We start from the raw sequence: 12,789 nt of genomic DNA, 5'->3' as shown, positions 1-12,789 counted from the left end.
TCGCGCATCTGGGCTCAGCGGCGCAGCAGCCGCAGCCAGTGCTCCACCACGGCCTGCGGGTCGTGGGTGTGGGCCTGCTCCAGGGCCGCGGCGGACAGCTCCCGCCAGGCGGTCTCCTCCTGGCCCATGGCGTCGGCCAGGGTCCGGGTGAAGGCTCCGGGCGAGTCCTCGCTGAGGAAGCCCGCCGCCCGGGCGGTGGCCGCCACCGCCTCGGAGGACGGCGTGCACACCACGGGCACGCCGCGGGCCATGGCCTCGGCCAGGACCATCGGGGTGCCCTCGAAGGCCGAGGCCAGGGCGAGCACCCCGGCGGCATCGTAGACCTCGGCCAGGTCTGCGGTGGGCACCTCCCCGCGGAATCGGATCCGCTGCCCGTGCTCCAGGCCCGCGGTCAGCCGCTCCAGCGCGGCCCGCTCCGGGCCGTCTCCGACGACCTCCAGCTCCCAGCCCGGGTGCCGGGCGGCCGCGGCGTCGAAGGCGCGCAGCACCCAGTCCACCCGCTTCTCCGGGGCCAGCCGCGCCACACACACCACCCGGGTGGGGCGTCGGGTGCGCGGGGTCGGGGCCACCGGCACCGCCACGGGGTTGGGGATGGACCCGACCGGGCGTCCGTAGGCCGCGGCGAAGCGGCGGGCCTCCTGCTCGTTCAGCGCCAGGAACTCCTCGCAGATCGCGGCCGCCCGGCGCAGGATCGCGTCTCCGCGCACCCGCCAGGCGGAGTCGAAGCGACTGTGGAACTGCATCACGCTGAGCGGGCGCCGGGATCGCGGGCGCAGGCGGTGGGCCATGCTGAGGCCCGGCAGCAGTTCGGCCGCGGTGGTCTCATTCATCATCACCAGCGCATCCCGCGGGCCCAGCGAGGCCAGGAGGGCCCGTCGGCGCAGTCCGGCCGCCAGTCGCCGCCACCGGGAGGCGGAGCCCGGCACCGCGAAGCAGCGCACCGCACCCGGGGTGGGCGCCGGGCCGCTCGGCGGCTCGTGAGAGAGGTACTCGACCCGCAGGCCGCGCTCGCGCAGGCGCGGGGCGAGCACCCGCAGGAGGGTCTCCACCCCGCCGAAGCGCCCGACGGCGTCCTCGGCGAACACCACCCGGCGGATCGGCGGCGGAGCCTTCCGCTCCGATCCCGGCACGCGGCTCACGCGCCGGACCCGCCCTGTTCCCGGAGCCTGTCTGCGGCCGCGTCGTCGTGGACGGGTTCGGCCTCGGCCAGACCCAGGCAGCCCAGCAGGAAGGCGTACTCCCAGGCGGTGTCCTCCCAGCGCTGGTACCGGCCGGAGCCGCCGCCGTGCCCGCCGTCCATCTCCGTGCGCAGCAGCACCGGCGCCCCGGAGGTCGAGGCCGCACGCAGGGCCGGCACCCACTTGGCCGGCTCCACGTACAGCACCCGGGTGTCGTTCAGGCTCGTGATCGCGGCGATCGGGGGATAGGGCAGGGCGCCGACGTTCTCATACGGCGCGTACTGGCGCATGTACCGGTATACCGCCTCATCCTCGATGGGGTTGCCCCACTCCTCCCACTCCAGGGCGGACAGCGGCAGCTGCGGATCGGAGATCGAGGTGACCGGGTCCACGAAGGGCACCACCGCCAGGATCCCCGCGTACTTCTGCGGAGCCAGGTTGGCCACCGCCCCCATCAGCAGGCCCCCGGCGGACCCTCCCTCGGCCGCGATCCGGGCGGCATCCGCCCACGGCTGGGCCGCCAGGTGGTCCGTGACGGCGAGGAAGTCCGTGAACGTGTTCCGCTTCGCCAGCTTCTTCCCGTCCGTGTACCAGGCCCGGCCCAGCTCGCCGCCGCCGCGCACGTGGGCGACGACGTAGATCACGCCGCGATCCAGCAGGGACAGCCGGGGGATGGAGAAGTACGGGTCCATGCTGGTCTCGTAGGAGCCGTACCCGTACTGCAGCACCGGGTGCTCCGCGTCGAGGTCCAGGTCCGCCCGGTGCATGACGGAGACGGGGATGCGGGTCCCGTCGGGGGCCTCTGCCCAGTCCCGGTACGCCGTGTAGTCCCGCGCGTCGAAGCCGCCGAGCACGGGCTGCTCCCGGCGCAGCAGCAGCCGCCGCCCCTGGGGCAGGTAGTCGTACACCCGCGAGGGGGTGGTCCAGGAGGTGACGGCCAGGCGCACCACGGGCGAGCGGACCGAGCAGTGCGACAGGCTCGCGGTGAACAGCTGCTCGTCGAAGGCCGGGAAGAACGGCTCGGGGACGACGCCGCCGCGCAGCGCCGCCGCGATCTCGCTCAGCGGCAGGAACCCGACCTGGCTGATGGTCTCCTGACGCAGCCCCACGACGGCGTGGCCCGCGCCCAGGGCCACCGCCTCCACCCGACGCCCGGGCTGCGGGGCCAGCAGCGCGGTCCAGGCCCGGCGCAGCTGCTCGATGCGGCCCGACGCCGCCCGGGCGGCCTCCCGGTCCAGGACCACCAGCTGGCCGTCCGGGGCGGCGTCGTCGAGCACCAGGAGCACCGCCGGGACGCCCTCCAGCTCCACCGGGTCCGCGCTGGCCAGCACCCGGGCCCCGCGGTCCAGGAGCAGCCAGGGCACCGCCGGGTCATCGGCGTCCAGTTCGGACAGCTCCAGCAGTCGGATCTCGGTGGCCTCGGAGTGCCCGGATTCGAAGATCAGGTGGGTCTCATCGGAGCTCAACCCGCAGCCCAGCCACATCGTCGGGTCCTGCTCGACCAGCAGGCTCAGATCCGCCTCCACGGGGGTCCCGATCCGGTGGGCCCGGATCTCGCACGGGCGCCAGGACTCGTCCACGAGGGTGTAGATCAGCCAGCGCCCGTCCGGGGTCAGGAAACCCCCGGCGAAGACCTCCTCGAGTCGATCCGCCAGCAGCTGCCCGGTGCGCAGATCCTTGACGTACTGGGTGTAGCGCTCATCCCCGGAGTCATCCACGGAGTAGGTCAGCAGGTTCCCGGTCCGGTCCCGGGAGAAGGAGCCCAGCGCGAAGAACGGCACGGATTCGGAGAGCCCCTGAGCATCCAGCACCGTCTGCTCCCCGTCCAGCCTCTCGCCGGGCCGGATGACCGGCGGCTCCCACGCCTCGGGATCCCGCTCGTCGCCGACGGCGGGGACCCGGCAGTACACGGGGTGATCGTGGCCCTCGGTCGTCCGGGCGAACCACCACCAGGCGCCGTCGCGCACGGGCACGGTCAGGTCCGTCTCCTGCACGCGCTCGCGGATCTCCCGGAACAGGCGGGTGCGCAGCCCGGCCAGCGGGGCGGTCACGGCCTCGGCGTAGGCGTTCTCCGCCTCCAGCTGGGCGCGCACCCGCGGCTCCTCCTTGGCGCGCAGCCACTCGTAGGGGTCCTCGAAGGCATCCCCGTGCAGGGTGCGCACGGTGGGTTCCTGCGGGGTGCTCGGGGGTTCGGCGTCGCCCCAGACGGGGGAGGGAGTCTGGCTCATCCCTCCACTGTAGGGGCAGGGGAGGGCCCGGCCCCACCGCCGCGGCGGCGCACCAGCGGGTACACCGCGGCCAGCAGGACGCACCAGATGACCCCCACGTACAGGGCCACCCGGGTGTCCTCGAAGAAGGCCAGCAGCACCACCACGCCCACCATGAACGCCAGGGCCAGCCAGGAGGCCAGCGGCCACAGCGGGGTGGGGAAGGCCGTGGCGGTCCCCTCGGCGCGCATCCGGCGTTTGAAGGCCAGGTGGGTCAGCAGGATCATCACCCACACCTGCACCGTGGCGAAGGTGGCCAGGGAGGCGACGATCAGGAACGCGTTCTCGAAGAAGTGGTTGACCAGCACCCCGACCACCAGCACCAGGATCATCGCCAGGACCGTGAACAGCGGGATCCCGCGGGAGGAGACCCGGGCGAAGGCCCGCGGCGCCTGACCGCGCTCGGCCAGGCCGAACAGCATCCGCCCCGCCCCGTAGATGTCCGCGTTGATGGCGGAGACCGCGGCGGTGAGGACCACGAAGTTCAGGATGTGCGCGGCCGCCGGGACGCCCAGGGCGGAGAAGATCTGCACGAACGGCGAGGAATCGCCGTCGATGGCCGACCACGGCGTCAGGGACATGATCACGCCCATGGTCAGCACGTAGAACAGCAGGATGCGCACCGGCACCGTGTTCACCGCCCGGGGGATGGACACCTCCGGGTGCTGGGCCTCACCGGCGGTGATCCCGATGGTCTCCACCCCGCCGAAGGCGAACATGACCACCGTGAAGCAGGCGAGGAACCCGGCCAGGCCGTTCGGGAAGAAGCCGCCCTGATCCCACAGATTGGCCACCGTGGAGGGCTGGACCGGATCCAGCTGCACGCCGAAGACCAGCAGGGCAGCACCCCCGACGATCATCGCGACGATCGCGGAGATCTTGATGATGCTGAACCAGAACTCCGCCTCCCCGAAGACCTTGACCTTCCCCAGGTTCACCGCCGCCAGCAGCAGCAGCACCGCGGTGATCCACACCCAGCTGGGGGTGCCCGGGAACCAGAACCGCATGTACAGGGCGACCGCCGTCACATCGGCCACCGCGACCAGCGCCATCTCGAAGGCGTAGGACCAGCCCGTGACGAACCCGGCCCACGGGCCCAGGTACAGGTGCGCGTACTCGGAGAACGCCCCCGCCACCGGATGGGCCAGGGCCATCTCGCCCATCGCCCGCATGACCATGAACACCGCGGCCCCGCCGATCACGTAGGCCAGCAGCACGGAGGGCCCGGCGAAGCCGATCGCGGAGGCCGAGCCGAGGAACAAGCCCGTGCCGATCGCGGAGCCGAGCGCGATGAAGCGGATGTGGCGCAGGGTCAGCCCCCGCTGCAGGGTGGTCGGATCCGCGGCGTCGGCGGGGGACGGCGAGGGGAGGCTGGTACCGGACATGGAGTTCCTCATCGGACGACGAAAGCGGTGCGTGGGCGCGCGGCGCACCGGAGGATGCGGACAGTCCGCCCCCGGCCCGTCCTCGCGCACCGTTCCACCCTAGAGGACGTCGCGGCGGCGTCACACGCGTCACGATCCGTCATCCGCGGACCCATTCGCCGCCGTCCTTGACCGGCGCCGGACGGGGGAGCAGGGTTGATGCCAGGTCACGAGAGCCAGCGACAAGCCCCAGCTAGCTGGCCGGCAACCCTCCCACCGCGGTGGGGTGCCCTGGGTGAGGACCTGGCCGCACCGCCGACCGGCGGACGCGGCAAGCGCGGGCGCACGAGTGCCCGGGAGGTCGCCGACAGACCTCCGCGCACGCCGAGAGGCTGCTCCCCGGTGAACCAGCGGGTTCCGGGTCGAGAGGCAGTGCGCGGGCTCCCACCGGTGATGTCCTCCCGTGTGCGACGTCGTCGCCCCTGACACAGAAGCGCAGGAGCAACCATGACCGAGAACACCACCCTCCCGACCCCCTCCGCCCCGCAGGGCTGGGGATTCGACACCCGCCAGATCCACGCCGGGCAGGAGCCCGACGCCGCGACCGGCGCCCGGGCGCTGCCCGTCTACCAGACCACCTCCTTCGTCTTCCCCGACGCCGAGACCGCGGCCAACCGCTTCGGCCTCAAGGAGCTGGGCCCCATCTACAGCCGCCTGACCAACCCCACCCAGGAGGTCGTGGAGAACCGCATCGCCTCCCTGGAGGGCGGGGTCGGGGCGCTGCTGGTCTCCTCCGGGCAGGCCGCGATCACCCTCGCGCTGCTCAACGTGGCCCAGGCCGGGGACCACATCGTGGCCAGCCCCAGCCTGTACGGCGGCACCTACAACCTGCTCAAGCACACCCTGGCCGCCTACGGCATCGAGACCACCTTCGTGGAGGACTTCTCCGACCCGGAGGCCTGGCGTGCGGCCGTGCGCCCCAACACCAAGGCCTTCTACGGGGAGACCGTCCCGAACCCGCGCAGCGACGTCCTGGACATCGAGGCGCTCGCGGCGGTGGCCCACGACTCCGGGGTGCCGCTGATCGTGGACAACACGGTGCCCACCCCGTACCTGATCCGGCCCATCGAGTGGGGTGCCGACGTCGTCGTGCACTCGGCGACCAAGTACCTCGGCGGGCACGGCAACTCCATCGGCGGGGCGATCGTGGATGCCGGCAGGTTCGACTACGGCCGGGACCCGGAGCGCTACCCGCAGTTCAACACCCCGGATCCCAGCTACCACGGGCTGGTCTTCGCGGAGGACCTCGGGGAGAAGGGCGTGTTCGGCGTGAACCTGTCCTACATCCTGCGGGCCCGGGTGACCCTGCTGCGGGACCTGGGCTGCTCGATCTCCCCGACCAACGCCTTCAACATCTCCGTGGGCATCGAGACGCTGTCCCTGCGGGTCCAGCGCCACGTGGACAACGCCCAGAAGGTGGCCGAATGGCTGCAGGCCCGTCCCGAGGTCACGAAGGTGCACTACGCCGGTCTGCCCTCCTCCCCGTGGTACGAGCTGGGACGCAAGTACGGCCCGCAGGGCGTGGGTGCTGTGGTCGGCTTCGAGATCGACGGCGGCTCCCCGGCGGCCCAGCGGTTCGTGGACTCCCTGGTGCTGCACTCCAACGTCGCGAACATCGGGGACGTGCGCTCGCTGGTGATCCACCCGGCCTCCACGACCCACTCCCAGCTGTCCGAAGATGAGCTGCGCGCGGCCGGGGTGGCCCCCGGGTTCGTGCGGCTGGCCGTGGGCATCGAGGACATCCGGGACATCCTCGCGGACCTGGAGCACGGCTTCGAGCGGATCGCCGAGGCCCGTGAGACGGGTGCCGTCGAGGGGGCCGCGCAGGACGCGCGGGCCCCGGAGCCGGCGGCGTGACCGCGGTGGCAGCACCCGTCGGGACCCGGGCCGAGGGTGTGGTGCGCACCCTCGGCCTTGGGCCCCTGGCCCTGGAGAGCGGGCAGGTGCTGCCCGCTGCGTCCCTGGCCTACGAGACGTGGGGCGAGCTCGCCCCGGACGCCTCGAACGCGGTGCTGGTGCTGCACGCCCTGACCGGGGACACCCACGCCGCCGCCGGGCGGGTGGGACCGGAGGCCCCCGAGCAGACCCGGCTGGCCGCGAGCCGGCCGGGCTGGTGGGAGGGCCTGATCGGGCCGGGGCGCGCCATCGACACGGACCGGTACTTCGTGGTGTGCCCCAATATGCTCGGCGGCTGCGACGGCTCCACGGGCCCGTGCTCGCCGGGCCCGGACGGGAGGATCTGGGGTTCCCGCTTCCCGCGGGCGAGCCTGCGCGACGCCGTCGCGGCCGAGGCCCTGCTCGCCGATGCCTTGGGCATCGACCGGTGGCACCTGGTGGTGGGCGGGTCCCTGGGCGGTTGCCGGGCCGCGGAGTGGGCGGTGAGCTTCCCGGAGCGGGTGCGGGCCTGCGCCGTCGTCGCGGCCGGTCCCGCGGCCACCGCCGAGCAGATCGCGTGGGGCCACGCCCAGGCCCTGGCCATCCGGCAGGATCCGGAGTTCCGCGACGGCGACTACCCCCTCGGGGCGGGTCCGGTGCGAGGCCTGGAGCTGGCCCGGCGCATCGCCCACATCACCTACCGCTCACCTGCCGAGCTGGACCGTCGCTTCGGGCGCCGCGGGCAGGAGGGCACGGAGGAGGACCGGGCGGTGCACGGGCGCGGGCGGTACCGGGTGGAGAGCTACCTGGACCACCAGGGCCGGCAGCTGGCCCGCCGCTTCGACGCCAACGCGTACCTGGGGCTGACGGAGGCCCTGCTCGGGCATGACCTGGGACGGGGCCGGGGCGGGCTGCGGGCGGGCTTGGCCCGCACCACCTGCCGGTGGACCGTGGCCGCGGTGGATTCGGATCGGCTGTTCCACCCGGAGCAGTCCGAGCTGCTGGCGGCCAGCCTGCCCCGCCCGGTGCGGGTGCGCCGGATCGCCTCGACCCGCGGGCACGACGGCTTCCTCACGGAGACGCAGCAGCTGGGGAGGATCCTCACCGAGACCGTCTTGTGACCACCCCTCCTGCACCCCCTGCGCAGAACCGGAGATGCGTGACATTCCCGGAGCTGACGTCTCCCGTGATGCCGCGCATCTCCAGTTCTGCGGGTGCGGAGGGCGGATAGCATGGTGGGCATGAGCTTCGACCCCGTCGTGGAGTACTCCCGCCCCGAGGCCGAGCGCGCCGGCACCCACCTGGTGCTGATGCTGCACGGCTACGGCTCGAATGAGCGGGACCTGATGAGCATGGTCCCGTCCCTGCCCGGCGAGGGCTTCACCTACGCCGCGATGCGCGCCCCGCAGCCCTGTGGCCCCGGATTCCAGTGGTTCCCGCTGACGGGGACGCCCGGGGAGCGGATCGGCGTGGACGAGCAGGGGCTGCGCGAGGCGGCCGAGGGCCTGGTCACCTGGATCGAGGAGCACCGGGAGCCCTACGCCGGGGTCATCCTGCTGGGCTTCTCCCAGGGCATGGCCGTGGCCTCCTCCGCGGTGCGCCACCGGCCCGGGATCGCCCGGGCCCTCGTCGGCCTGTCCGGCTTCGTCCCGTCCCTGCCGGAGGACTTCGCTCACGACGCCGCCCTGGCGCAGGTTCGCCCTCGGCTGCCCGTCTTCTACGGCCGGGATCAGCAGGACCCGGTGATCCCGGAGCCGATGGTCGCCGAGACCCTGGGCTGGCTGCGAGAGCACGCGGAGGTCACCAAGGTGCTCTACTCGGGGATGGGGCACAGCGTGTGCCCGCAGGAGATCGGGCACGTGGGGGAGTTCCTGCGCCACGTGGCACGGGAGGCTGAGGCATGAGCTGTCTCGCCGTGCCCAGTCGCGCGGGCCGAGCGACGCGAGATGAGCTGCGACATAGAGGACATAGAGAGGATCGCTTAGATGACTGCTGATGATCGGGGGAGGGACCTCGCCGACATCGAAGTCTCCGTCATCATCCCGGCCTACAACGCCCAGGCGGAGTTGCCCTGCCAGCTGGCCGCCCTGCGGGATCAGGACTCCGACCTTCCGTACGAGGTGATCGTGGCGGACAACGGCTCCACGGATGGGACCGCGGATGTGACTGAGACCTTCGCCGCCGCGGATCCGCGGTTCCGGTGGGTGGATGCCTCCCGGGGGCGCGGACCGGCCGTGGCCCGCAACGTCGGGGTGGAAGCGGCGCACGGTCGATTTCTGCTGTTCTGCGACGCCGACGATATCGTGACGCCGGCCTTCGTGCGCCTGATGAGTGACGTGCTGCGCAGCCACGAGTTCGCCTCCGGCGCGGGGTCCCTACGGGCCTTCGACGGAATGGAGGGGATCTGCCCGGCGTCGGCGGTGCTGCGTGAGGTGGAGCGCACCGAGCCTGCCGGGGTCGCCCTGCGCTTCGCAGGCCTGCCCATGGCGATGGGGTGCAGCTTCGGCGCCCGGGCGGAGACCTTCACCGCCGTAGGCGGATTCGACGAGTCGTTCACACGGGCGGGTGAGGATTACGAGCTGTGCCTGCGCCTGCATGAGGCACACGCCAGCATGGGCTACGCCGAGCAGCTGTGCATCCACAAACGGCCCCGTTCCAGCTCTTCGAAGCTGATGACCCAGCAGTATCGCTGGAGCGCGGACGGGCAACGGGTGATGGCCGCTCACCCGATCGCGCATCCCCATCGGCTCTCCATCCAGGCGCATGTGCGATCCGTCGGGACATCGGTGCTGGGCATGCTCTGCCTGGACGAGAGTCGATGGGGAACGGCGTCAGCAGCTGAGCTCCGCCCTGGGAAGCAGTCTCGGCAACTTCGTCGGCAGAATCCGCTACCGGAATCAGGACTGAGGGCTCAGGCCTCCTTCTCCAGCCGCACCGCCCGCCCGGAGAATTCGATGACGTCGCCGGGGTGCAGCTGGCGTCCCCGCTCGGTCACGGTCCGGCCGTTGACGCTGACGTAGCCCTCGGTGATCACGGTGCGGGCCTGTTGGCCGTCCTCCACCAGGTTGGCCAGCTTCATCGCCTGGCCGAGGCGGATCATGTCGTCGCGGATGCTCAGCGGCTCGGGATCGGTGCTCATCCCTCGGAGTCTACCGAGCCCGACGCCGCCCGGTAGTCTGGTGGGCAGACGCCCGACCGCGCCGGGCGGCGTCGTGCTGCCCGGCGCGTCCATGCTTTCCACGGAAGGACCCCATTCATGGCACCCAAGTCCACGCTGGACAACGTCATCGCGCTGGCCAAGCGCCGCGGATTCGTGTTCCAGGCCGGTGAGATCTACGGCGGCTCCCGCTCCGCCTGGGACTACGGCCCGCTGGGTGCGGAGCTGAAGGAGAACATCCGGCAGCTGTGGTGGCAGCACTTCGTCCGTTCCCGGGCGGACATGGTCGGCCTGGACTCCTCCATCATCCTGCCCAAGGCCGTGTGGGAGGCCTCCGGGCACGTGGAGACCTTCACCGACCCGCTGGTGGAGTGCCGCTCCTGCCACCACCGCGCCCGCCAGGACCACCTGATCGAGGCCTACGAGGAGAAGAAGGGCCACGCCCCCGAGAACGGGATGGCCGACATCGCCTGCCCCAACTGCGGGACCCGCGGCCAGTGGACCGAGCCGCAGCAGTTCTCCGGCCTGATGAAGACCTACCTGGGAGCCGTGGACAACGAGGAGGGCCTGCACTTCCTGCGCCCGGAGACCGCCCAGGGCATCTTCGTGAACTTCAATAACGTGCTCACCGCCTCCCGCAAGCGCCCGCCCTTCGGCATCGGGCAGATCGGCAAGGCCTTCCGCAACGAGATCACCCCCGGCAACTTCATCTTCCGCACCCGCGAGTTCGAGCAGATGGAGATCGAGTACTTCGTCCACCCCGACGACGCCCCGCAGCACTTCGACCGGTGGGTCGAGGACTGCTGGAACTGGTTCACGGATCTCGGCATCGACCCCGCCAACATGCGGAAGTTCGACGTGCCGGAGGAGGACCGGGCGCACTACTCCGCCGGGACCATCGACATCGAGTACCGCTTCGGCTTCCAGGGCGGCGAGTGGGGCGAGCTGATGGGCGTGGCCAACCGCACCGACTACGACCTCGGCGTGCACAACGCCCACTCCACCGCCCGCCTGGAGTACTTCGACCAGGGCAGCGGGCAGCGCTACGTCCCCTACGTCATCGAGCCCTCCTTCGGTCTGACCCGCTCCATGATGGCCTTCCTCGTGGACGCCTACACCGAGGACGAGGCGCCCAACACCAAGGGCGGGGTGGACGTGCGCACCGTGCTGAAGCTGGACCCGCGCCTGGCCCCGGTCAAGGCCGCGGTGCTGCCGCTGTCCAAGAAGCCGGAGCTGACCCCGGTCGCGGAGAAGCTCGCCGCGGATCTGCGCACCGCCTGGAACGTCGACTACGACACCTCCGGGGCGATCGGGCGCCGCTACCGCCGCCAGGATGAGATCGGCACCCCGTTCTGCATCACTGTGGACTTCGACACCCTCGAGGACCAGGCCGTGACCATCCGCGAGCGGGACACCATGGCCCAGGAGCGGGTCGGACTGGACCAGGTGAAGTCCTGGCTGGCCGGCCGCCTGATCAAGTAGCACCCACCACCGCGCACCGCGAGGAGCACCATGTCCGAGTACACCCTGCGCCCCTGGCGCGATGGCGACGACCTCGAGCTCATGCAGCTGTGGCCGGACGCGGAGAACGTGCAGGCCTCCGTGTTCCGCGCCAAGCTGGGCCCGGACGCGGACCAGCCGTGGCAGCGCAGCGTCGTCGTCGAGCACCAGGGGGTGCCCGTGGCGGCCGGCACCGTCTACGAGACCTCGCTGCACTCCCAGCGGCTGTGGTGCTACGTGGAGGTGGCCCCGGATCACCGGCGCGCCGGCCTGGCCGCGCGGATCCTGGAGCGGCTGCGCGAACACGCCGAGTCCGCCCCCAGCGGGGTCACCGCCCTGCGCACCAAGGTGGTCCCGGGCAGCCCCGGGGCGGCCTTCGCCCAGTGGGCCGGCCTCGGCTCGATCCAGCGCAGCCGGATGGTCCGCGTGGAGCCCGGAGCCCTGCCCCCGCAGCCGCTGCGCGAGGATGAGGCCGGGCGCCCCACCCAGGCCGTGGAGGACCTGGCCACCGGCTCGCTGGAGCTGACCCGCGCCCTGTGGGACTTCTACGTGCGGGTGCACCAGTGGGACCCGCCGGCCGAGCAGTCCCTGGGCCGGGTCAACCGGCTGTTCCTCTCGGATGAGGCCGAGGCCTTCGGCGCCGTCGTGCTGCGGGAGGACGTGCTCGAGGCCGAGCGGGAGGGTCGCAAGGCGCCGATCGCGGCCTTCGCGATCAGCTACCGCTCCTTGGACGCCGACGCCCCGGGGCGGGAGGTCTCCGATGACGAGGCCACCGAGGTGCTGCTGGGCTACGACCCGGATCGGACCGGGGTGGGGGAGGACCTCGTGCAGCTGATCGCGCTGCTGGTCAACCAGTACCCGATCGTCATCGAGGTGGACGACGCCATGACCACCCTCGTCGAGCTCGTCGACGCCCTGATCCAGCGCGGCTCCGCCTCCGTGGAGGAGGAGACCCTGGTGCTCGCGGACCGGTAGGTCCGGCACGATGGATGACCTGCGGGTCGAGCGCATCCTGCGCGCGGTGGAATGCGTGCCCCGCGGCCGGGCCGCCACCTACGGGCTGATCGGGAACGTCGTGGGGGAGGTGCCGCGGGTGGTCGGCTGGACGATGCACGCCTGGGGCTCGGAGCAGTGCTGGTGGCGCATCGTCAACGCCGCCGGCACGATCCCCGGCCACGCCGCCCGTGCCCTGCCGCACTGGCGGGAGGAGGGTCTGCTCGCCTCATCCGCTTCCGGGGTGCCGGGGGCCGACGTCGATCCGGGTGCGGCCCGGGTGGATCTTCCCCGGGTCCTGATGGAGCGGGAGTCGCTGGAGCGCGCCTGGGGGGAGGCCACCGCGGACCTGCCGAGCCTCGCGCAGATCCCCGGCGGCCCCCGCCGGTGAGGTA

General features: G+C 72.1%; 11 protein-coding genes and 1 riboswitch. Of the genes, 7 read left to right on the top strand and 4 right to left on the bottom strand.

From position 1 onward, the window contains the following. Positions 1-14: 14 nt before the first annotated feature. Genes KKR01S_RS02840 through KKR01S_RS02830 form a run of 3 tightly spaced genes read right to left on the bottom strand, consistent with a single transcriptional unit; the run spans position 15 to position 4,830 of the window. Positions 15-1,139, bottom strand: coding sequence for a glycosyltransferase family 4 protein (locus KKR01S_RS02840; RefSeq protein ID WP_061225256.1), 1,125 nt, complete (start codon positions 1,137-1,139; stop codon positions 15-17). Continuing rightward, positions 1,136-3,406, bottom strand: a complete 2,271-nt coding sequence (locus KKR01S_RS02835) for a S9 family peptidase (RefSeq protein WP_061225255.1) — start codon at positions 3,404-3,406, stop codon at positions 1,136-1,138. Before KKR01S_RS02835 ends, KKR01S_RS02840 begins: the two co-directional genes overlap by 4 nt. Continuing rightward, positions 3,403-4,830: an amino acid permease gene (locus KKR01S_RS02830; protein WP_055684385.1), complete on the bottom strand. Its 1,428-nt coding sequence runs from the start codon at positions 4,828-4,830 to the stop codon at positions 3,403-3,405. The genes KKR01S_RS02835 and KKR01S_RS02830 overlap by 4 nt, the downstream gene beginning before the upstream one ends. A 204-nt stretch (positions 4,831-5,034) precedes the next feature. Continuing rightward, a riboswitch (SAM riboswitch) is annotated at positions 5,035-5,153 on the top strand. Positions 5,154-5,316: 163 nt separating this feature from the next. On the opposite strand from KKR01S_RS02830, the gene KKR01S_RS02825 reads away from it, so the two are divergent. The 4 genes from KKR01S_RS02825 to KKR01S_RS02810 all read left to right on the top strand — a co-directional run bounded on the left by KKR01S_RS02825 (position 5,317) and on the right by KKR01S_RS02810 (position 9,764). Next, a complete protein-coding gene (locus KKR01S_RS02825) occupies positions 5,317-6,726 on the top strand; it encodes a bifunctional o-acetylhomoserine/o-acetylserine sulfhydrylase (RefSeq protein WP_055684386.1) in 1,410 nt (469 codons plus the stop codon). Beyond that, the gene (gene metX / locus KKR01S_RS02820) at positions 6,723-7,865 is read left to right on the top strand and encodes a homoserine O-acetyltransferase MetX (RefSeq protein WP_055684387.1); all 1,143 of its coding nucleotides are present in this window, start codon (positions 6,723-6,725) and stop codon (positions 7,863-7,865) included. Before KKR01S_RS02825 ends, metX begins: the two co-directional genes overlap by 4 nt. 120 nt (positions 7,866-7,985) lie before the next feature. After that, on the top strand, positions 7,986-8,648 hold the full coding sequence (locus KKR01S_RS02815; protein ID WP_061225289.1) for an alpha/beta hydrolase: 663 nt from the start codon (positions 7,986-7,988) through the stop codon (positions 8,646-8,648). Positions 8,649-8,729: 81 nt separating this feature from the next. Then, complete coding sequence (locus KKR01S_RS02810; protein WP_055684388.1) at positions 8,730-9,764, top strand: glycosyltransferase family 2 protein; 1,035 nt, start codon at positions 8,730-8,732, stop codon at positions 9,762-9,764. On the opposite strand, the gene KKR01S_RS10520 is transcribed toward KKR01S_RS02810, so the two are convergent. After that, positions 9,656-9,883, bottom strand: coding sequence for an RNA-binding S4 domain-containing protein (locus KKR01S_RS10520; RefSeq protein WP_081046277.1), 228 nt, complete (start codon positions 9,881-9,883; stop codon positions 9,656-9,658). The two genes, KKR01S_RS02810 and KKR01S_RS10520, sit on opposite strands and share 109 nt — an antisense overlap. Before the next feature lie 117 nt (positions 9,884-10,000). On the opposite strand from KKR01S_RS10520, the gene KKR01S_RS02805 reads away from it, so the two are divergent. Genes KKR01S_RS02805 through KKR01S_RS02795 form a run of 3 tightly spaced genes read left to right on the top strand, consistent with a single transcriptional unit; the run spans position 10,001 to position 12,785 of the window. Beyond that, positions 10,001-11,383, top strand: coding sequence for a glycine--tRNA ligase (locus tag KKR01S_RS02805; protein WP_061225254.1), 1,383 nt, complete (start codon positions 10,001-10,003; stop codon positions 11,381-11,383). 30 nt (positions 11,384-11,413) lie between these two features. After that, on the top strand, positions 11,414-12,376 hold the full coding sequence (locus KKR01S_RS02800) for a GNAT family N-acetyltransferase (RefSeq protein ID WP_055684390.1): 963 nt from the start codon (positions 11,414-11,416) through the stop codon (positions 12,374-12,376). A gap of 10 nt (positions 12,377-12,386) precedes the next feature. Next, positions 12,387-12,785: an MGMT family protein gene (locus tag KKR01S_RS02795; RefSeq protein WP_081101503.1), complete on the top strand. Its 399-nt coding sequence runs from the start codon at positions 12,387-12,389 to the stop codon at positions 12,783-12,785. Positions 12,786-12,789: the final 4 nt, after the last annotated feature.

It is taken from the genome of Rothia kristinae NBRC 15354 (assembly GCF_001570865.1).
Classification (GTDB): domain Bacteria; phylum Actinomycetota; class Actinomycetes; order Actinomycetales; family Micrococcaceae; genus Rothia; species Rothia kristinae.
This window is presented reverse-complemented; position numbering and strand designations above follow the sequence as displayed.

What these genes read in the sequence shown, in the direction of transcription:
- KKR01S_RS02835 (WP_061225255.1), bottom strand. Translation starts at nt 3,406, where the DNA reads ATGAGCCAGACTCCCTCCCCCGTCTGGGGCGACGCCGAACCCCCGAGC.
- KKR01S_RS02830 (WP_055684385.1), bottom strand. Translation starts at nt 4,830, where the DNA reads ATGTCCGGTACCAGCCTCCCCTCGCCGTCCCCCGCCGACGCCGCGGAT.
- KKR01S_RS02825 (WP_055684386.1), top strand. Translation starts at nt 5,317, where the DNA reads ATGACCGAGAACACCACCCTCCCGACCCCCTCCGCCCCGCAGGGCTGG.
- KKR01S_RS02815 (WP_061225289.1), top strand. Translation starts at nt 7,986, where the DNA reads ATGAGCTTCGACCCCGTCGTGGAGTACTCCCGCCCCGAGGCCGAGCGC.
- KKR01S_RS02810 (WP_055684388.1), top strand. Translation starts at nt 8,730, where the DNA reads ATGACTGCTGATGATCGGGGGAGGGACCTCGCCGACATCGAAGTCTCC.
- KKR01S_RS10520 (WP_081046277.1), bottom strand. Translation starts at nt 9,883, where the DNA reads ATGAGCACCGATCCCGAGCCGCTGAGCATCCGCGACGACATGATCCGC.
- KKR01S_RS02805 (WP_061225254.1), top strand. Translation starts at nt 10,001, where the DNA reads ATGGCACCCAAGTCCACGCTGGACAACGTCATCGCGCTGGCCAAGCGC.
- KKR01S_RS02800 (WP_055684390.1), top strand. Translation starts at nt 11,414, where the DNA reads ATGTCCGAGTACACCCTGCGCCCCTGGCGCGATGGCGACGACCTCGAG.
- KKR01S_RS02795 (WP_081101503.1), top strand. Translation starts at nt 12,387, where the DNA reads ATGGATGACCTGCGGGTCGAGCGCATCCTGCGCGCGGTGGAATGCGTG.